The sequence below is a fragment of the Streptomyces sp. NPDC046925 genome, from assembly GCF_040644915.1.
Classification (GTDB): domain Bacteria; phylum Actinomycetota; class Actinomycetes; order Streptomycetales; family Streptomycetaceae; genus Streptomyces.
On sequence record NZ_JBEYWZ010000004.1, the window covers coordinates 584,616 to 602,039 of the forward strand.

The window sequence follows — 17,424 nt, forward strand, 5'->3', positions numbered from 1 at the left end:
TCATGGCGACGCACCTCACCTCGGGGCTGCTGCAGTTGGGTCGGGAATCCACAGGTTCGCTTACGCCGGCGGCCTGTTCGACGGCAAGCGCGTCCTTGACGACAGCGCGCTGGTCAATGGAGTTGCAGCGTCTCGACCGTCTGGGAAGAGCGGACAGAGGCTTCGCCCGTCACGGCGTCATTCGCCGAATGCGTGCGGAGCTCGACATCGCACGCGAGCCGCACTGACACAGATCGTCAACTGATCGGTTCTTACGGGGCTGGTCGGTGTGCCGGCCCTGCGCAATGGTTTCAACGAGGCGGCAGTGCGGCATTCGCGCCCTGCCGTCCGCTGCCGCGCCGAGTGTTCAGGCGCATCCACGAGCGAAGGAATCACACCCATGCGCGCCCTTGTGGTCGATCATGGCAAGGCCGGCCCGGTCCGGTTCGCCGATGTCGATGAGCCCGTGCCGTCCAGCGGAGAGGCGTTGGTCGAGATACGGCACATCGGTCTCAACTTCGGGGAGCTGAACTACGTGGAGCAGTGGCCCGCCGGCGCTGTGCACGGTCACGACGCGGCCGGCGTCGTAGTGCGCGCCGCATCCGACGGTTCGGGGCCACCCGAAGGTACGCGCGTCGCGCTGGGCATGTCTGCCCACGCATGGGCGGAGCGGGTGGCCGTCAGTCCCGCCTCGCTCGGTACCGTCCCCGAGAGCGTGGATCTGGCCGACGGCGCCGCGCCGGGGATCGCGGGAGTCACCGCACTGCGGGTGCTGCGCAAGCGTTCCCTGCTGGCGCGCAACGTCCTGGTCACCGGCGCCAGCGGGGGCGTGGGGCACTTCGCCGTCCAGCTGGCGGCGCTGGCGGGTGCCCGGGTGACGGCACTGGTGGGTTCGCCGGACCGGGCCGCCGGACTCCGCGAGCTCGGGGCCGACGAGGTCCTGACCGACCTGGCCGAGACCGAGGACCGGTTCGACCTCGTCCTGGACACGGTCGGCGGGCCGCTGCTGGCCCGGGCGTGGGATTCCCTCGCCGAGGGCGGCAGCATCCACCTGGTCGGATACTCCTCGGGACAGGACACCACGTTCCCCTCGGGGGCCTTGTTCGGCTTCGGCGAACCCCGCAGCATCAGCACCTACGGCGATATGACGCCGACCAGCGAGGACCTGACGGACCTGCTGGGCCTCATGGCCGCCGGGAGGCTTACGGCACCGGTCGGACTGCGCGGCGACTGGCGGGACGTGGACGACGCCGTCCGGGCCCTGTTCGCGCGGAAGGTGCACGGAAAGATCGTTCTTGACGTGAGCTGAGGCCCCTCGACGAGAATGGAACCATGGACGTACTCGCGGAGGCCTTGCGCGTATCGGGTGCGCGAGGGGCGCTCGGGGTCGTGCTGAAGGCCGGAGGAACCTGGGGCCTGTGGCTGGACTCCTCTCCCGCAGCGGCACTGCACGTAGTGGCCCGCGGCACGATGTGGCTCCACCTCCCGGGCGAGAAACCCCTGGAGGCCCGGGCGGGAGACGCCGTTCTGCTGTCGCCGGATACCGCTCACGGAATAGCCAGCGGGTCCAGTACGACGATGAGCCCCTGTGATCGGAGGGCGACGGACCGGGCCCTCACCGACGGCAGCGCCCTGCACCTGGGCTCGACGCCGGCGCAGACGGAAGTGCTCGTCCTGCGCTATGAGCAGGACCCGGAGGTGAGCACGCCGGTGCTCACCTCCCTCACCCGGCCGATGCACGTCACGAGCCGGGAGAACACACAGCTCAGGAAGACCGTCGAGCTTCTCACGGAGGAGCTCGCGCAGCCGCAGATCGGCACCACGGCCGCCGTCAACAGCATCGTCGACCTTCTGCTCATCCAGTTCGTACGCGTCTGGCTGGCCCGCCACCCGGACAAGCAGCCCGGCTCATGGCTGGAAGCGATGCGTGATCCGGTCGTGCGCGACGCCCTGGCCTGTGTCCATGCCCGACCCGAACACCCCTGGACCACCGAGTCCCTGGCGGCCGCGACGGCGGTCTCCCGGACGACGCTGTCCCGGCACTTCCGCTCCGCCCTCGGACAGACGCCGGGTGCGTACGTGACGCAGTGGCGCATGGACCTGGCGTCCGTCCGGCTCCGTGACACCGACGAGCCGGTCGAATCGATCTCCGGCGCGGTCGGCTACGCCTCTCCGCACGCTTTCAGCCGTGCCTTCCGACGCGCCCGGGGCGTGCCCCCGGGCGAGTACCGTTCTGGACTGCGCAAGCGGTCGCAGGCAGGCGATCACCGACAAGACCCGAGCGCAGGTGCGCCCCGGGCGGGCGCGTAAGCGCGGGCGGCGGCTTGCCCGTGGCTCCGAGACCCTCACTGCCAGCTCGACGTGGGAGCGGAAGACAACTGCGTCAAGCGAAAGCTGACGCTGTTCCACGGTGATGGCGGCGGGTATCTCGGGTTCGGAAGCACGCTTCTGAGTGGCAAAGGTGATTAGGCATTGATGGCAGGCGGCAGCGCGCGCGACAGGGTCTTCAGCGACGGCCACATCGGGCTGGTAGTGACGGTCCTTGCTCTGGTCGTCGTCGCTGTCGCCGCGGGTCCTGGGCGGGCTTTGCTCGTTGCGGGGTGTTTCACGGCCTGGTTCGTCGTGGCGTTAGTCGTCGTCTATTTCAGGGGCGGGCGAGGAAGACAGGCATGGGGGCGCGCTTACGTCGCGACCTTCTGGTGGGGCGACTACATCACTCCCTGATGAAGTTCCAAGACAAGCTGAGAGCCCTTCGGGCTCCCTTGCGTTCATGGCCGGGGCTGCGGAAGCACCGTTGGTGTCCGGCAGACAGACCATGTTGACCGGAGGTGGGCTGGCGGCTGGGATACCTTGTGGCGGGGCGGCCATCCGCTGTGATCAGCTGAGCCTTCGGTGAGATGGAAATGCTGAGCAGAGTGAGGCGATGAGACGGTGTGGCCGAGGTTGAACGGTATGCGTGCTCTGGAACTGGGGACGCCGGGTCCGATGCGCGCGGAGTTGAACGCGCTGGTGCTGGCGGGCCACAAGGTTGCCACCACCGGCCTGTTGGCAGAATACGGTGCGGAGACCGAGGGCCTGGAGTACGCCAGTGAGCGGCTGGCGCTGCTCGGCAACGATGGCCAGGCCGTCGCCACGGTTGAAATCACCGGGGTCGAGATCAAGCCGTTCGGCGAGGTCACATGGGAACACGCCCGCGCCGAGGGGGAGGGCGACACCTCGCTGGAGGAGTGGCGTAACGGTCACCGCGCCTTTTGGGAAGCCTCGAACTCCCCGGTCGACGAAGCCACGCTGGTTGTCTGCCTGGCGTTCAAGGTCGTTTCCTCGTCCGGATGAGACGGGCACGGCAGCGCTTCTCCGGCAGTCCTGCCCATTGCCCCGCCGACCAACTGGTCGGGCACGTTGGGCCGTACCTGCCGAATGCGCTCTTGGAGTACCTGGTATTGCCGGGCATCTAGGGGAGAACGTGCACATGAGCGACGCAGAATAGCCGGAGCAGTATGCGCCGACACCGGGCACGGGCCCGGAGACGGCGGGCGACGGACCGGCGCGCTTCAGTATCTTCGACCGCTCCGGCGATCCCCGCCCCCCCGCTACCGGCCAGTGCCCGACGATGCGGAGGGCTGGGCGGCGTCCTACGCGCCCGCGGAGCCGACGGACGTCGACGAGGCGCAATGCAGTGCCGCTGCGTGGCAACTCGGCCCCGCAGGGCGGGTATTGGATCCACTCTGCGACCGGACGGCCCGCCCGTGTCGGCAGGCCGGTCAACACCCGCGGTGCCCGGCACTATCCGGGGAGCGGCTCCTCGGACGGCGTTGCGACGTCTCGGCGCCCGCGGCCCACCGCGAGCGTGGTGAGGGCCGCTACCGCGAAGGAGAGCAGGGAGGCGCTCATCCAGGGCTGGACGGTGAGGCCCACGGCGTCCTGCAACCAGGCCCACATGTCGGACCAGCCGGCGATATTGGTGGGTGCGATCAGCTGGTAGGTGGCGAAGCCCAGGGTCCAGGGCACGAGCATGACCCAGCGGGTGGGGGCCTGTTCGGAGACGTCCCAGGTGCGGTGGCCGCCGAGGACGAAGAAGTCCACGACGAGGACGGCGAACATCGGGATGAAGACCGCGCCGATCAGGTAGAGGAAGCTGGCGTAGCTGTCCATGTTCACCAGGAGTGCCAGGGCGGTGGCCAGGGTGCCGCTGATCAGGCACAGGATGCGGCGGTCGGCCCGGGGGAGCAGGTTCTGGGCGGAGACGGCGGTGGAGTAGACATTGGCGAATGACTGGTCGACCTCGCGCAGCACCAGGACGCCGAAGCAGATCACGCCGACGCTTGTGGCGGTGAAGGGGTCGAAGACCTTGTACGGGTCGGTGCTGTCGAACGCGATCATCGCGAGGGCGGCCACGCCGAGCACCGAGCCCGCGACGCCCGCGAGGGTCTGGCCGACGACCAGGCCGCCGAAGGCCGCCTTCTCGCTGCGGGAGTGGCGCGAGTAGTCGGCCACCAACGGCAGCCAGGAGATCGACACGGCGATCACACTGTCGGCGGCGAACCAGAAGTCCTTCCAGGAGCCGCCCTCCATCGGGATGCCGCGCCCTGCCAGGTCCCAGCCCAGGTAGCAGATGGCCAGGACGACGGCGACGGTGACGTAGCGGCGTATGAGGCGCAGGGCGCCGAGCGGGCGCAGCGTGAGCGCGGTGGTGACCGCGCCCGCGAGGAGCACGTACAGCCAGCCGGGGCCCGGTTCGCCGAAGGCCTGGCGGGCCAGGATCTTCAGGCCGGTGGAGATGACGACCAGCTCGAAGACGGCCCAGCCGACCATCTGCAGCACATTGAGGACGGTGGGCAGATAGGAGGCCTTCGCGCCGAACAGGCCGCGCAGCAGCACCATCGAGGGTGCGCCGGTGCGGGCCCCGGTGATGGCGGCGAGGCCAAGAGCGAGGGTGCCGATCAGGGTGCCGACGACGGACGCGGTGACGGCGGCGGCGAACGACAGGGTCGGACTGCCGGTGCCCAGCGGGTCGAGCACGACCAGCATGCCGCTGAAGCCGAGCAGGCTCACCCCCAGATTGGCCCAGAAGGTGCCCTGGTCCAGGCCGCTCAGGACCTTGGGGGTGGGCTGGTCGAGGGTGAGCGGCGCTTCGTTCGCCGGGGCCTGGGCCGGCGTCGGGGTGGTGGTATCGGTGGTGGTCGTCACTTCGCGGGCTCCGCATCCCGGGCAGGAGCGGCGCCGAACGGCCAGGACTCCACGCGCCAGGCGGCGTCCCAGAACATCCACTCCCAGGTGGAGGCAGTGGTGAAGGCCGTACGCATGCGTGCGCGGGTGGCCGGGTCGGCCTGGTCCGCGAGCCGGTTGACGATCTGGCGGGCGTGTTCGGTGGCGGCTTCGAACTCCTCGTCGGCGTATGTGGCGATCCAGTCGCCGTAGCGATGGGCGGCGAGGTCGCCGGCCTGCTCGAGGAGCCCCCGGCCCACCTCGGCGTAGATCCAGAAGCAGGGCAGGACCGCGGCGGCCAGTTCCGGGTATCCCTGGGTGTGGGCCACGGAGAGCAGGTAGGAGGTGTATCCGGTGCAGGTGGGGGAGGGGGCCCAGGCATCGACGTCGACGACGTTGCTCTGGTGCAGCGAGCTTTCGACGACGACGGCGTCGTGGGCGGACTTCGCGAAGAACGCGATGTCCTGCGGCCGGTCGGCCTTCGCGGCGGCGCTGGCCAGCGCGCGGGCGTAACCGCGCAGGTATAGGGCGTCCTGGGCCAGGTAGTAGACGAACTTCTCCCGGTCCAGGGTGCCGTCGCCGAGGCCGGTGACGAACGGCAGCTTGTCGATGCCCGCACGTATGTCGGCCGTGTCCGTCCACAGCTCGTCGCAGAAGGTCGTGGTCATGGTGGTCAGCTCCAGTACTGGTGGAAGTGGTGGACGGGGCCGTGGCCGTGGCCGACGTGCAGGGTGTCGGCAGCGCGCAGGGCCCCGGTCAGGTAGTCCTTCGCGGCGCGGACGGCGGTGTTCCAGTCGTCGTGCTGCGGGCGCAGGGCGGCGATGGCGGAGGAGAGGGTGCAGCCGGTGCCATGGGTGTTGCGTGTGTTCACCCGTGGCGCGGACAGCTCGGTGACGCCCGCGCCCAAGGCGCCCGTAGCTGCTGTGGCGTCAGCGGCGTCAATCGCGTCGGCGAGGATGTCGACGGATTGTGCGTCGTGCGTGTGGTGGCCGCCCTTGAGCAGGACACGCCGGGCGCCGGCGCGGAGGAGTGCGCGGGCCTGCTCGACGGCGTCGGCGCGGTTCTTGGCGGCGGCGGTGCCGAGGAGGTCGCCGGCCTCGGGGAGGTTGGGGGTGATGAGGTCGGCGAGAGGCACGAGACGCTCGCGCAGCACGCTCACCGCATCGGCCTCCAGGAGGCGGTGACCGCTGGTCGAGACCATGACGGGGTCCAGGACGACGTACGGGGGACGGTGGCGCTCCAGGGCATCCGCGACGGCTGCGGCGATCGCGGCGTCGGCCAGCATGCCGATCTTGACGGCGTCCACCCGGACATCGGCGAACAGCGTGTCGAGCTGCTCGGTGACGAACGCCGGAGGCACGGCATGGATTCCGGTGACGCCCCGGGTGTTCTGCGCGGTCAGGGCGGTCAGAACTGCTGTTCCGTAGGCCCCGTTGGCGGAGAACGCCTTCAGGTCGGCCTGGATGCCGGCGCCGCCGGAGGGGTCGCTGGCGGCGATGGTGAGGGCGATGGGCGGGCTGGTCACGCGGGGATCTCCTGTCGTGGGATGCGGACGAGGGAACGGGCTGCGGCCTCGGGGTCGGGCTGTCCGCAGACCGCGCTGACGACAGCGATCCCGGCCGCACCGCTTGCCCGGACCGCGGCGGCCCGGGACACGCCGATCCCGCCGATGGCCACGCACGGCAGCGCGCTGGCCCGGACGATCTCGGCCAGGCCGCCCAGACCGAGCGGGGCGTCCGCGTCCGGCTTGGTGGACTGCTCGAACACCGGACCGACACCGAGGTGGTCGACGGCATCCGGTACGTGCGCCAGCTGTTCGGGACGGCTGACGGACAGGCCGATGTAGGCACGGGGTCCGAGCCGGCGCCGGGCGCTCATGGGGGAGAGGTCCCGCTGCCCCAGGTGGACGCCGTCCGCGCCCAACCGGACCGCCACATCCAGACGATCATTGACGATCAAGGGGACACCGGTGCCCGCGAGTTCGGCCTGGATCGTCCGCCCGAGCGCGCACAGCGTGCGGGCGTCCGCGTCCGGATCGCGCAACTGGACAGCGGTCACACCGCCCTTGACGGCGGCGGCCACGGTGGCCGCGACACCGCGCTCGCCGCAGAGCCGGGTGTCGGTGACGAGATACAGGGACAGGTCAAGCGGTGGTCGCATGGGTTGCTCCTTGGGGTTACCCGGCCGGGGAAGGGCGCGGGAAACGCATCGGGAGGTGCAGGGAAAGGCAGGGCCCTGACGCGCAGGAACCGTGAGCTGTCCGCAGGGATACGGGTGTGTGTCCGCAGGAACTATCAGACGGCGGGTGGGGGGGGCGGACCCCAGGACGGGCGGAGGCTGTTCAGCAGGTGGCGTCCGGGCCGGCCGCTCACCGTAGAACCGCTCAACACCCCTGCGCTCAGCGCAGGTTGAGATCCCGGGCGAGCCGGTCCGGGCTGAGCTCGTACAGCGCATCGATCAGCGCGACCGCGAACGTGCCGGGTCCCGCCGAGCCAGTGGCGGCGATCTCCGCGGCCACGGCGAGCAGACCCGACGCGGCAGTGGCGGCCAGCAGCGCGTCGCCGGTGACGGCCGTGCAGGCAGCCACCAGGGCGCCCAGTGAGCAGCCGGTTCCTGTCACCCGTTGCAGCAGCGGGTGCCCGTTGGCCACACGCACCACGCGCGTCCCGTCGGTCAGGACGTCCTCCGGGCCGCTCACGGCGACCGCGCAGCCGTAGCGCCGGCCCAGCGCGATGGCCGCGTCCAGCGCCGCCTCGGGGGCATCCGTACTGTCCACGCCGCGCCCGCCCGTGCCGCCGCTGTCCAGCGCCAGGATCTCGGAAGCATTGCCGCGAATGACCGCCGGAGGTGCGCTCTCCAGGAGTTCGCGCGCGAGGTCGGTGCGGCAGGGCAGCGGACCGACCGCCACCGGGTCGAGCACCCACGGGCGTCCGGCCCCGGCCGCTTCCTTGACCGCGACGCGCATCGCCTCGGCCGTCACGGACGTGACCGTACCCAGGTTGACCAGGACGCCCCCGGCCACCCGGGCCAGTGCTCCGGCCTCCTGCGCGCTGTGCACCATCGCGGGGGCGGCCCCCGCCGCGAGCAGCACGTTCGCGGTGAACTGCGACACCACGACGTTGGTCAGGCAGTGCACAAGGGGCGCGGAGCTCCGCACAGACGCGATCACGTCCGCCACGGCAGCACGGGAAACAGCAGGGCCGTTATGGGCAGGTATGGAGGCAGCGTCCATCGTCAGCACCCTTCCTACGCCGGCATTACCCGGTCCAGGTTCATGCGGTCGGCGGCAAGGGGAGCAAGTCCCGTCCGCCCTCTCAGCCCGGCTACTCCCGAGCTCCCGCGGTGGTCACCACGCAATGTACATCCCTGGGGGACGGGAGTGCGCACTTGGGGCGCACTCGGGTCCTCACGTCCCGACGCGCCCGGGCCCGGACTCCGCGTTCAGGCGCGCGATCTCCGCCGGGCGCCCAGCCCTCCGCGGCTGCGACAGTGCGCGCCGCCTTTCCACGCGCTGCCGTGTGCGCAGACGGTCACTGGCCACATGCGTAGTGCATGATCGTGAACGCGTGGCGCGTGCGAGCCGCGAGGGGCGAGTTCGAGGTCCTGCCGGACGAAGTCCGTTTCGACGCAGGGCTGTTGACGGATGGTCGGGGTGAATGGCTGCGCGGTGCCCCGCGAGACACCGCAGAGTCGGTGCGCTGGGCTAGCCGCCGCAGGCGCAGTTGGTCGCGGCCGGAACTTGCCCGGAGAGCTCGCTGGCGCAGCATGTGTCACCGCTCGCGCCGGCCCGGGCGCTCTTGCCGAGGGTGTCGGCGTCGGCCTTGACCACGTAGACCTCCCAGGGCTCCTGGCCGGGGCCGTGGACCCAGACCTTGTCCTGGAGGGCGTAGCAGCAGGAGGTGTCGTTCTCCTCGAAGGTCGCCAGTCCCGCGTCCTTGAGGCGGTCGGTGGCCGCGGTGACCTGGGCGGTGGACTCGACCTCGACGCCGAGGTGGTCAAGGCGGGTGTCCTGCCCCGGCTCGCCCTCGATGAGGACGAGCTTGAGCGGGGGCTCGGTGAGGGCGAAGTTGGCGTATCCCTCACGCCGCTTGGCCGGTTCGGTGCCGAACAGCTTCGCGTAGAAGGTGATCGACGCTTCGAGGTCGCTGACGCGCAGGGCGAGCTGAGCACGGGACATGGCGGCACTCCCATTCGCTTGTATCGATGTCTGTCGATGCAACATTGCGCCCTGGATCGAAGGGTGTCAACATAGAAGAATGTCGAATCAAGAGCTTGTGGTGTTGGGGCAGACCAGTGGGGCCGACGCGTGCTGCCCGGGGCTGCTGACCACCCCGCTGGACGAGGAACAGGCGGCCGACCTGGCGAAAGTCTTCAAGGCGCTCGGCGATCCGGTGCGCCTGCGGCTGCTGTCGATGATCGCTTCGCAGGCGGGCGGAGAGGTCTGCGTGTGCGACCTGACCCCGGCCTTCGACCTGTCGCAGCCGACCATCTCGCATCACCTCAAGCTGCTGCGGCAGGCCGGTCTGATCGACTGCGAGCGGCGCGGCACATGGGTCTACTACTGGCTGCTGCCGGAGATGACCGACCGCCTCGCGGGCATCCTGACCCGCCCCGCCGGCACGCCGCTGCCCGACCGCGGCGAGACGGCCGGTACTGCCTCGTGAGCGCTGCCGCACCTGAACAGGGCGTGGCAGGGCGGCTGTCGTTCCTGGACCGCTATCTGGCCGTGTGGATCCTCGCCGCGATGGCCGCCGGCCTCGGCCTGGGCCGCCTGGTCCCGGGGCTGGGAGACGCGCTGGCCGCCGTGACGGTAAGCGGGGTGTCCCTGCCGATCGCGCTGGGCCTGCTCGTGATGATGTATCCGGTGCTCGCCAAGGTCCGTTACGACCGGCTCGACACCGTGACCCGGGACCGGCGTCTGCTGCTGCCTTCGCTGCTGCTGAACTGGATCATCGGCCCGGCCCTGATGTTCGCCCTGGCCTGGCTGTTCCTGCCGGACCTGCCCGAGTACCGCACCGGCCTGATCATCGTCGGCCTGGCCCGCTGCATCGCCATGGTCATCATCTGGAACGACCTCGCCTGCGGACACCGGGAAGCGGCTGCCGTCCTCGTCGCGCTCAACTCGGTGTTCCAGGTGATCGCGTTCTCCGCGCTCGGCTGGTTCTACCTCCAGGTGCTGCCCGGCTGGCTCGGCCTGGAACAGACCGGACTCGACGTACCCGTCTGGGAGATCGCCCGCAGCGTCCTGATCTTCCTCGGCATCCCGCTCGCGGCCGGATACCTGACCCGCCGCATCGGCGAGAAGACCAGGGGCCGCGCCTGGTACGAGGCGAAACTGCTCCCGCGCATCGGCCCGTTCGCCCTGTACGGGCTGCTGTTCACCATCGTCATCCTCTTCGCCCTCCAGGGCGACGCCATCACCAGTCAGCCGCTGGACGTGGTCCGCATCGCGCTGCCGCTGCTGGTCTACTTCGCTCTCATGTGGGCCGGATCCATGGCGCTGGGCAAGGCCGTCGGCCTCGACTACCCGCGTACCACCACGCTCGCCTTCACCGCCGCGGGTAACAACTTCGAGCTGGCCATCGCCGTGGCCATCGCCACCTTCGGCGCCTCCTCGGGGCAGGCCCTGGCCGGCGTCGTCGGCCCGCTCATCGAAGTGCCCGTCCTGATCGGCCTGGTCTACGTGGCCTTGTACGCGCGCCGCTACTTCACCGCCCCAACCGCCGCCGCACCGCAGGAAGAGCCCACCCATGCCTGACACCCCTCAGCAACCGTCGGTGCTGTTCGTCTGCGTCCACAACGCCGGGCGCTCACAGATGGCGGCCGCCTTCCTCACCCACCTCGCCGGGAATCGCGTCCGGGTCCGGTCCGCCGGATCCGCCCCGGCCGACACGGTCAACCCGGCCGTGGTCGAGGCCCTCGGCGAGGTCGGCATCGACATCTCCGCCCAGGTGCCCAAGGTCCTCACCGTGGAAGCCGTCCAGGCCTCCGACGTCGTGATCACCATGGGCTGCGGCGACACCTGCCCCGTCTTCCCGGGCAAGCGCTACCTCGACTGGCAACTGCCCGACCCGGCAGGCCAAGGCGTCGACGCCGTCCGCCCCATCCGCGACGAGATCGAACAACGCATCCGCGCCCTGATCGACGACATCGCACCGACGGCCCGCGCATGACCGGCATAGACCGTTAGGACGTCGTCGGCATGATCGGGCCGCAGCGGTTCGATGCGAACGTCCCGGGTGCGACGGCGCCGTGCTCGGCTGGACCGCCGCATCCGCGGTCTCCGACCGGTGTACGTATGCCGGGGTGGTCGAGCACTCCGTGTACGTCCACCCCAACGCCCGTGGCCGGGGCATCGCCGCCGCCCTGCTCGCGGCTCCCATCACCTCGACGGAGACGGCGGGCATCTGGACGATCCAACCCGGCATTTTCCCCGAGAACACCGCCAGCCTCGCCCTCCACCGCAAGCTCTGCTTCCGCGAGACAGGCACCCGCGAACGCATCGGCCAGCATCACGGAACCTGGAGAGACGTCGTCATGATCGAACGACGAAGCCCCGCGCTCTGACCCGGCAGGTGCCTGGCCGACGCGGCGAGCGGAAAGCAGTACGTCGATGCCGCCGCCGGAGCCGAGACCCACGCACGTCTGTCGTTTTCGGCGTCCGGGGTGGAGCTGAAGTTGTCGTCGGCCTCGCGATGGCCGAGGGTCCGCAGCAGGCGGTGCCGCCCGCGCCAGTCCGCCATTTACATAAGCTGTGAATATAAAAAGGCTATGCTTCTCGAATGAGTCGTCAAAACACCGCTCCCGACGCGTCCGCCGCCATCGGGGCAGCCCTCTACGGTCTGGCCACCAGAGCCGCGCGACGCCTGCCCAGGGACATGAGCCTGACGTCCGCCGCCACGCTGGCCACCCTGGATCGGACCGGCCCGCGGCGCATCACCGACCTGGCCGCGGTCGAGGGCGTCACCCAGCCCGCGATGACCACCCTGGTCCGGGTGATGGAGGAGTCCGGCCTGGTCGAGCGGCGCGGCGATGCGTCCGACAAACGGGTCACGCTGGTGTGCCTGACCGAGGCCGGCGCCTCCTATGTCCGGACGCGGCACCAGGCGGGCGTCGACGCGTTCGAGCAGTTGATCGGCGAGCTCACCGGCGACGAGGTCGAGGCGCTGACGGCTGCCCTCCCCGCGCTGAAGCATCTGGCAGAACTCGAAAGCCAGGACCGCGAAGGGCCGAAGCAGTGACCGGACAGCCGGTAGGCGGAGCCGAGGTGAACGAGTTACCGGTGGCGCGTTCCGAGCCGCGGCTGCTGGTCCCCGCCCTGATGTTCATCGCTCTGGTCGTGGCCGCGGTCGCCAGCCTCGGGACGCCACTCATCACCAGCGTGGCGACCACGTTCCACGTCTCGCTCGACAGCGCGCAGTGGACACTGACCGTCGCGCTGCTCAGCGGCGCCATCGCCACGCCGGTCCTGGGCCGGCTCGGTGCAGGCCCGCACCGCCGTGCCACGATCCTCGTCACGCTGGCGGTCGTCGTCGCCGGCAGCGCGCTCACCGTGCTGCCGCTGCCGTTCGCGTGGCTGCTGGCCGGCCGGGCGGCCCAGGGCGTCGGGCTCGGCCTGACGGCGCTGATGATGGGCGTGGCCCGGGACCACCTCCCCGAGGAGCGCAGCGCGGCCGTGATCGCCCTGGTCTCGGTGGTCTCGATCATCGGGGCCGGCGTCGGCTACCCGCTGGCCGCACTGCTCGCCGAACTCGGCGGGGTACGGGCCGCCTACGCCCTCGGTTTGGTCGCCACCGCCGCCGCCCTGCTGATCGCGTGGCGCTTGATGCCCCAAGCCCCCGAAGGCCGCTTGGCCCGCGTGGACGTGGCAGGCGCGGTCGTCCTGGCCGCTGCGCTGCTCCTGGTGCTGTTCCTCGCCGGCGAACGGAACCTGTGGAGCCGGCACCTCGCCGTGGCGGCGGGCCTCGCCGTCGTCGCGGTGCTGCTGCTCGGCGTCTGGGCCGTCATCGAACTGCGCAGCGCGACGCCCCTGGTCGATGTGCGGGCGATGCGGCACCCGGCGGTCGCCGGGGCGAACCTCGCCATGTTCGTCGGCGGGATCGGCATGTACCTCCTGCTCACACTCGTCACCCGGTACGCGCAGACGCCGCACGGCGCCGGCTACGGCTTCGGTCTGACGACCTTCGTCGCCGGGCTTGTCCTCGTCCCGTTCTCGGTGCTTGGGTTCGTCGCCGGCAAGCTCACGCCGCGGGTACGGACGCGGATCGCTGATCCCCTGCTCCTGGCCGGCAGCGCCGTCGTGGTCGGCGGCGGGTTTGCCCTGTTCGCGGCTGCCCGGTCGGATCTGGCCGAACTGTTCGTGGCGATGGGCGTGCTGGGCTTCGGCGTCGGCGGCTTCTCGGCCGCGATGCCCGGCGTCATCCTGGCCGTCACGCCCAAGAGCGAGACGTCGAGCGCCATGAGCTTCAACTACGTTGTCCGCAGCGTCGGTTACTCCCTGGGTAGCGCCATCGGCGGCCTGATCTTGGCCGCGGGCACCGGCCCCGGCCGCCTCTTCCCCGACGACCGTGCCTACACCACCGCGGCGCTGGTCGGCATCGGCGCCATGGCGATCACGACGCTGACAAGCCTCGCGCTCGCCCGCCGACGCCCGTCCGAGACCAACCGTTAAATCGATCCACTCATCCCAACACTGGAGGTTCCATGCCCAAGGGCTACTGGGTCAGCGTCTACCGCACCATCTCCGACCCCGAAAAGGTGGCTGTCTACAACAAGCTGGCCGCTCCTGCCGTCAAGGCCGGGGGCGGCCGGACCATCGTCCGTGGCGGTCGGGTCGTCGCGTATGACGCCGGAATCGCCGAGCGCACCGTCCTGGTCGAGTTCGACAGCTTCGAACAGGCCGTCGCGGCGCGCGAGAGTGCGGCCTACCAGGAGGCGCTGGCCGCCCTCTCCGACGGCGTCGAGCGCGACTTCCGTATCGTCGAAGGCCTCGACTGACCAAGGCCGGTCGGGCCGTCACCGAAGATCCACCACCTTGATCTCCGCTGGTACGGCTACTGGTACGGCTACTGGCGTGGCGTGGCGTGGCGGGGTTCGTGGGTGCTCGTGCTGGTCGTGGGCGGCTGTCTTCCGTCTTGATCGTCTGTCAGCGGTCGAGGTCGAGGTCCGTCCGTGCTGTTCTGCCAACGGCAGACTCCGGCCCGACCGTGCCCGACGATCACTACCGTCCAGTCCCATGACGACGATTACCACGCGCACGGTCGAGTACCCGGCCGACGGACTGACGATGATCGGACACCTTGCACTCCCGGCCGGTACCGGCCGTCGGCCCGCGGTGCTTCTTGGACCAGAGGGCACGGGGCTCAGCGACGTCGAGCGCCACCGGGCCGACGCCCTTGCCGAACTGGGCTACGTCGCGCTGGCCTTCGACCTCCACGGCGGACGTTATCTGGGCGACCCCGAGGAAATGCTGGCCCGTTGCCTGCCGCTGCTCGACGACCCCGACCGGATGCGGGGCATCGGCCACGCGGCGCTCGATGTGCTGCGCGCCGAACCCCGCACCGACCCTGACCGGATCGCCGCCGTCGGCTACGGCACCGGCGGCGCGATCGCGCTGGAACTCGGGCGTGACGGCGTCGACTTGCGCGCGATCGGGACCGTCAACGGGCTGATCACCGGCCGACCGGACGAGGCGGCGCGCATCCGCTGCCCGGTGTGGGCCGGGGTCGGGTCGGAAGACCCGATCATGGCGCCCGCGCAACGGGAGGCATTCACGGCCGAGATGCAGGCCGCGGGCGTCGACTGGCGCCTTGTGGTCTACGGCGGCGCCTTGCACGCCTTCCACCACCCGACGGTCGGCCACACCGTGCTCCCCGGCGTCGGATACCACCCACGCCATGCGCAGCGAGCGTGGCACGACGTCGTCGACCTGCTCTCCGAGTGCCTGCGCGTGACGGCGTGATCTGGCCGGTCCGAACTCGGGCACCCTTCGATTGTGCTGAGGAAGGCCAGCGACTCAGGTGACGGGTGGCTCATCCTGCATCCGGTGCTCCGTTCCGGTTGCTGCCACCGGGGCAGGGCGGGGCGGGGCGCGACGCGCGACGGCCGGGCGGACCTGATACGGGATCAGGGCCGCCCGGCCGTCGCGCGCGGGGAAGAAGGTCAACAGCTCAGGTTGGAGCCCGGCGTGGTGCCGAGGATCTGGGTGAACTGCTTGTAGCGGTCGACCCGGCTCTGGACCTGACCGGGGTTGCCGCCGTTGCATTCCAGGCTGCCGTTGATGGCGCGGATGGTCTCACCGAAACCGCGACTGTTGACCATGGCGTTGTGCGGCGTCATGGTGCCCGGACCCGACTGCGTGTTCCAGTACCAAAGACCGGTCTTCCAGGCGACCGCCGGGTCGCGCTCCACCAGGTAGGGGTTGCGCAGGAGGTCGATGCCGAGTGCGTCGCCCGCCGCCTTGTAGTTGAAGTTCCAGCTGAGCTGGATGGGACCGCGGCCATAGTACGCGGCCTGTCCCGCGGGGCAGCCGTAGGGCTGGTTGGCGTCGCAGTAGTGCGGGTAGTTGGCCTGGTTCTGCTCGACGATGTGGACCAGACCGCCGGTCTCGTGGTGGACGTTGGCGAGGAACGCCGCTGCCTCCTGGCGCTTGATGGTGTCGCTGCCGGTGTTGGCGAAGGCCGGGTACGCCTTGAGTGCGTCGGTCAGGCCCTTGTAGGTGTAGAACGAGTTCCGGCCCGGGAACATCTGGTTGAACTGCGCCTCGCTGACCACGAATCCCGACGGGTTGGGGTTGCCCGGGTCGGTGCCACCGCCGCAGGTGCCCGCGTCCGCCCAGACGTCGGCGCGGCCCGGCGTTTCGTTCTGGGTCCACCACTTGGCGGTCCAGTTGTGCCCGTTGTACGAGGCGGTGTTGCCGCCCGTGTAGACGGAGGAGGAGTTCCAGGGGGTCGCGCATGCGGCGGCGGACGCCGTGGCGGCGGCCGGGCCAAGGACGATCATCGCGCAGAGCGTACCTATCGCTGCTGCGAAACTGATGAGACGTTTGATCACGCGGCATCTCCTATCGGGCGGGCCGGAGGCGGGCTCCCCGCTGCCATGGGGGTGTCGGTGACTCAAGCGAAATGGTCTGGACCTGTCAAGGTCTGGACCAATTTTGGTGTACGGCTGACTTGAATTCGCCGCGCGCCGCCGCCTGCAGGGAACACATCACGGCGCACCACGGCGCACGGGGAAACCGCTGTCGCGCCCCAAACCGGCACGCGGCGCTCGGTGCGGCAGCGTCCGTCCGGGACGGCGTCCGCGGTCGACTTGCCACGGGGCCGTCATGGGCGGAACGGCACAGGCTCAAGGGCGGAGCCCGACCGGCCGAAGGTCAAAGCATGCCCTCCCGCTCCGTGATCACGTACCGCCGCTCTCTCGCCCGGCGCCTGCTTTGGGCAGGTCCCGTGTGCGCCGTCCTGCTGTGGGCTCTCGCGCAGGAGCCCATGGCCCAGCGGACCGAGGCCGTCGCGGTGCATCCTGCGGCGAGCGCCGACGGCCAGGGACTGCGGGCGCTGTTCGGTTCGGAGAACAGGGTGATCCGTACGCAAGAACGGGTAGTCGCCGTGACGTTCAACGCGGCCTGGAACGACGCCGGCCTGGACGACATCCTTGGCGAGCTCGCCCGCCGTCGCGCACCGGCTACGTTCTTCCTGACGGGCGAATTCGCCCACAGGAACCCCTCCGTGGTGAAAAGGATTGCGGCAGCCGGACACGGACTGGGCAACCACTCCTTCAGCCACCCCCACTTCAAGGCCCTGGCCGAGGCCGGACGACAGCAGGAAGTGGTGGCGGCGGACCGTGCCCTTCGTGCGGCCGGGGCAGCAGGCCGTGCGGTGACGCCGTTCTTCCGCTTCCCCTACAGCGAGACTAGTCCCGCTCATATCAGGCGGATCAACGCCCTCGGCTATGCGGACATCGAGTTCACCGCCGACACCAACGGATGGAAGGGGACCGAGGGCGGCATGACGGTGGACCGCGCAGTGGACAGGGCACTGGCTGCCCTGCGTCCGGGAGCGATCCTGCAGATGCACCTCGGGGCGTCACAGGGCCGCACCGAGGTGATCGATGCCCGGGCCCTGCCCCGGATCCTCAAGGCGCTCACCGCCCGCGGCTACCGAGTCATCGACCTGCGGACCCTGCTCACCCTCTGACCCACGGGACACCACCGGCACCAATCTCCTGCGCATCACTTCGATC

At 70.2% G+C, this 17,424-nt stretch carries 18 protein-coding genes, 1 pseudogene and 1 riboswitch; of the genes and pseudogenes, 12 read left to right on the top strand and 7 right to left on the bottom strand.

The features are described 5' to 3' along the window. Positions 1 to 379: 379 nt before the first annotated feature. The 3 genes from ABZ906_RS21155 (at position 380) to ABZ906_RS21165 (ending at position 3,312) form a co-directional block, all read left to right on the top strand. Complete coding sequence (locus tag ABZ906_RS21155; RefSeq protein ID WP_361384659.1) at positions 380 to 1,288, top strand: zinc-binding dehydrogenase; 909 nt, start codon at positions 380 to 382, stop codon at positions 1,286 to 1,288. A 23-nt stretch (positions 1,289 to 1,311) separates the two neighbouring features. After that, on the top strand, positions 1,312 to 2,289 hold the full coding sequence (locus ABZ906_RS21160; RefSeq protein ID WP_361384662.1) for an AraC family transcriptional regulator: 978 nt from the start codon (positions 1,312 to 1,314) through the stop codon (positions 2,287 to 2,289). Between the two features lie 642 nt (positions 2,290 to 2,931). Beyond that, a complete protein-coding gene (locus ABZ906_RS21165) occupies positions 2,932 to 3,312 on the top strand; it encodes an ASCH domain-containing protein (protein WP_361384665.1) in 381 nt (126 codons plus the stop codon). A gap of 450 nt (positions 3,313 to 3,762) precedes the next feature. On the opposite strand, the gene ABZ906_RS21170 is transcribed toward ABZ906_RS21165, so the two are convergent. The 6 genes from ABZ906_RS21170 to ABZ906_RS21195 form a co-directional block, all read right to left on the bottom strand. Then, positions 3,763 to 5,166 carry a cytosine permease gene (locus ABZ906_RS21170; protein WP_361384668.1) on the bottom strand — a complete coding sequence of 468 codons (1,404 nt, stop codon included), beginning with the start codon at positions 5,164 to 5,166 and terminating at the stop codon, positions 3,763 to 3,765. Beyond that, the gene (gene tenA, locus ABZ906_RS21175; RefSeq protein WP_361384671.1) at positions 5,163 to 5,852 is read right to left on the bottom strand and encodes a thiaminase II; all 690 of its coding nucleotides are present in this window, start codon (positions 5,850 to 5,852) and stop codon (positions 5,163 to 5,165) included. The genes ABZ906_RS21170 and tenA overlap by 4 nt, the downstream gene beginning before the upstream one ends. A 5-nt stretch (positions 5,853 to 5,857) precedes the next feature. Next, the gene (thiD, locus tag ABZ906_RS21180) at positions 5,858 to 6,709 is read right to left on the bottom strand and encodes a bifunctional hydroxymethylpyrimidine kinase/phosphomethylpyrimidine kinase (RefSeq protein ID WP_361384674.1); all 852 of its coding nucleotides are present in this window, start codon (positions 6,707 to 6,709) and stop codon (positions 5,858 to 5,860) included. Next, a complete protein-coding gene (gene thiE / locus ABZ906_RS21185) occupies positions 6,706 to 7,344 on the bottom strand; it encodes a thiamine phosphate synthase (RefSeq protein ID WP_361384677.1) in 639 nt (212 codons plus the stop codon). The genes thiD and thiE overlap by 4 nt, the downstream gene beginning before the upstream one ends. Positions 7,345 to 7,582: 238 nt before the next feature. Next, a complete protein-coding gene (gene thiM / locus ABZ906_RS21190; RefSeq protein ID WP_361384680.1) occupies positions 7,583 to 8,416 on the bottom strand; it encodes a hydroxyethylthiazole kinase in 834 nt (277 codons plus the stop codon). Continuing rightward, a riboswitch (TPP riboswitch) is annotated at positions 8,410 to 8,535 on the bottom strand. Its footprint overlaps the gene before it by 7 nt. Positions 8,536 to 8,887: 352 nt before the next feature. After that, positions 8,888 to 9,361: an ArsI/CadI family heavy metal resistance metalloenzyme gene (locus ABZ906_RS21195; protein WP_361384683.1), complete on the bottom strand. Its 474-nt coding sequence runs from the start codon at positions 9,359 to 9,361 to the stop codon at positions 8,888 to 8,890. 79 nt (positions 9,362 to 9,440) lie between these two features. On the opposite strand from ABZ906_RS21195, the gene ABZ906_RS21200 reads away from it, so the two are divergent. The 8 genes and pseudogenes from ABZ906_RS21200 to ABZ906_RS21235 all read left to right on the top strand — a co-directional run bounded on the left by ABZ906_RS21200 (position 9,441) and on the right by ABZ906_RS21235 (position 15,145). Beyond that, complete coding sequence (locus ABZ906_RS21200) at positions 9,441 to 9,848, top strand: metalloregulator ArsR/SmtB family transcription factor (protein ID WP_361384686.1); 408 nt, start codon at positions 9,441 to 9,443, stop codon at positions 9,846 to 9,848. Beyond that, complete coding sequence (arsB, locus tag ABZ906_RS21205) at positions 9,845 to 10,942, top strand: ACR3 family arsenite efflux transporter (RefSeq protein WP_361384689.1); 1,098 nt, start codon at positions 9,845 to 9,847, stop codon at positions 10,940 to 10,942. Before ABZ906_RS21200 ends, arsB begins: the two co-directional genes overlap by 4 nt. Further along, the gene (locus ABZ906_RS21210) at positions 10,935 to 11,357 is read left to right on the top strand and encodes an arsenate reductase ArsC (RefSeq protein ID WP_361384692.1); all 423 of its coding nucleotides are present in this window, start codon (positions 10,935 to 10,937) and stop codon (positions 11,355 to 11,357) included. Before arsB ends, ABZ906_RS21210 begins: the two co-directional genes overlap by 8 nt. 73 nt (positions 11,358 to 11,430) lie before the next feature. Then, positions 11,431 to 11,751 (top strand): annotated as a pseudogene (locus ABZ906_RS21215) (N-acetyltransferase family protein); the annotation flags it as partial. A gap of 311 nt (positions 11,752 to 12,062) precedes the next feature. Continuing rightward, positions 12,063 to 12,425 carry a MarR family transcriptional regulator gene (locus tag ABZ906_RS21220; protein WP_361192026.1) on the top strand — a complete coding sequence of 121 codons (363 nt, stop codon included), beginning with the start codon at positions 12,063 to 12,065 and terminating at the stop codon, positions 12,423 to 12,425. Beyond that, positions 12,422 to 13,855, top strand: coding sequence for an MFS transporter (locus tag ABZ906_RS21225; RefSeq protein WP_361384695.1), 1,434 nt, complete (start codon positions 12,422 to 12,424; stop codon positions 13,853 to 13,855). Before ABZ906_RS21220 ends, ABZ906_RS21225 begins: the two co-directional genes overlap by 4 nt. Before the next feature lie 32 nt (positions 13,856 to 13,887). Further along, positions 13,888 to 14,181, top strand: coding sequence for a DUF1330 domain-containing protein (locus ABZ906_RS21230; protein WP_361384698.1), 294 nt, complete (start codon positions 13,888 to 13,890; stop codon positions 14,179 to 14,181). Between the two features lie 238 nt (positions 14,182 to 14,419). Then, positions 14,420 to 15,145, top strand: coding sequence for a dienelactone hydrolase family protein (locus ABZ906_RS21235; protein WP_361384701.1), 726 nt, complete (start codon positions 14,420 to 14,422; stop codon positions 15,143 to 15,145). A 200-nt stretch (positions 15,146 to 15,345) separates the two neighbouring features. Here ABZ906_RS21235 and ABZ906_RS21240 read toward each other — a convergent pair whose 3' ends face one another. Next, positions 15,346 to 16,236 (bottom strand): glycoside hydrolase family 19 protein, encoded by an 891-nt coding sequence (locus tag ABZ906_RS21240; RefSeq protein ID WP_361191747.1) that lies wholly within the window; start codon positions 16,234 to 16,236, stop codon positions 15,346 to 15,348. Between the two features lie 329 nt (positions 16,237 to 16,565). On the opposite strand from ABZ906_RS21240, the gene ABZ906_RS21245 reads away from it, so the two are divergent. Beyond that, positions 16,566 to 17,378 carry a polysaccharide deacetylase family protein gene (locus tag ABZ906_RS21245; RefSeq protein ID WP_361384704.1) on the top strand — a complete coding sequence of 271 codons (813 nt, stop codon included), beginning with the start codon at positions 16,566 to 16,568 and terminating at the stop codon, positions 17,376 to 17,378. The last annotated feature ends 46 nt before the right edge of the window (positions 17,379 to 17,424 follow it).

Coding starts and splice junctions, on each gene's coding strand:
- ABZ906_RS21195 (WP_361384683.1), bottom strand. CDS start 9,361: ATGTCCCGTGCTCAGCTCGCCCTGCGCGTCAGCGACCTCGAAGCGTCG.
- ABZ906_RS21235 (WP_361384701.1), top strand. CDS start 14,420: ATGACGACGATTACCACGCGCACGGTCGAGTACCCGGCCGACGGACTG.
- tenA (WP_361384671.1), bottom strand. CDS start 5,852: ATGACCACGACCTTCTGCGACGAGCTGTGGACGGACACGGCCGACATA.
- ABZ906_RS21210 (WP_361384692.1), top strand. CDS start 10,935: ATGCCTGACACCCCTCAGCAACCGTCGGTGCTGTTCGTCTGCGTCCAC.
- ABZ906_RS21155 (WP_361384659.1), top strand. CDS start 380: ATGCGCGCCCTTGTGGTCGATCATGGCAAGGCCGGCCCGGTCCGGTTC.
- ABZ906_RS21160 (WP_361384662.1), top strand. CDS start 1,312: ATGGACGTACTCGCGGAGGCCTTGCGCGTATCGGGTGCGCGAGGGGCG.
- ABZ906_RS21230 (WP_361384698.1), top strand. CDS start 13,888: ATGCCCAAGGGCTACTGGGTCAGCGTCTACCGCACCATCTCCGACCCC.
- ABZ906_RS21245 (WP_361384704.1), top strand. CDS start 16,566: ATGCCCTCCCGCTCCGTGATCACGTACCGCCGCTCTCTCGCCCGGCGC.
- ABZ906_RS21200 (WP_361384686.1), top strand. CDS start 9,441: ATGTCGAATCAAGAGCTTGTGGTGTTGGGGCAGACCAGTGGGGCCGAC.
- thiE (WP_361384677.1), bottom strand. CDS start 7,344: ATGCGACCACCGCTTGACCTGTCCCTGTATCTCGTCACCGACACCCGG.
- ABZ906_RS21165 (WP_361384665.1), top strand. CDS start 2,932: ATGCGTGCTCTGGAACTGGGGACGCCGGGTCCGATGCGCGCGGAGTTG.
- thiM (WP_361384680.1), bottom strand. CDS start 8,416: ATGGACGCTGCCTCCATACCTGCCCATAACGGCCCTGCTGTTTCCCGT.
- ABZ906_RS21220 (WP_361192026.1), top strand. CDS start 12,063: ATGAGCCTGACGTCCGCCGCCACGCTGGCCACCCTGGATCGGACCGGC.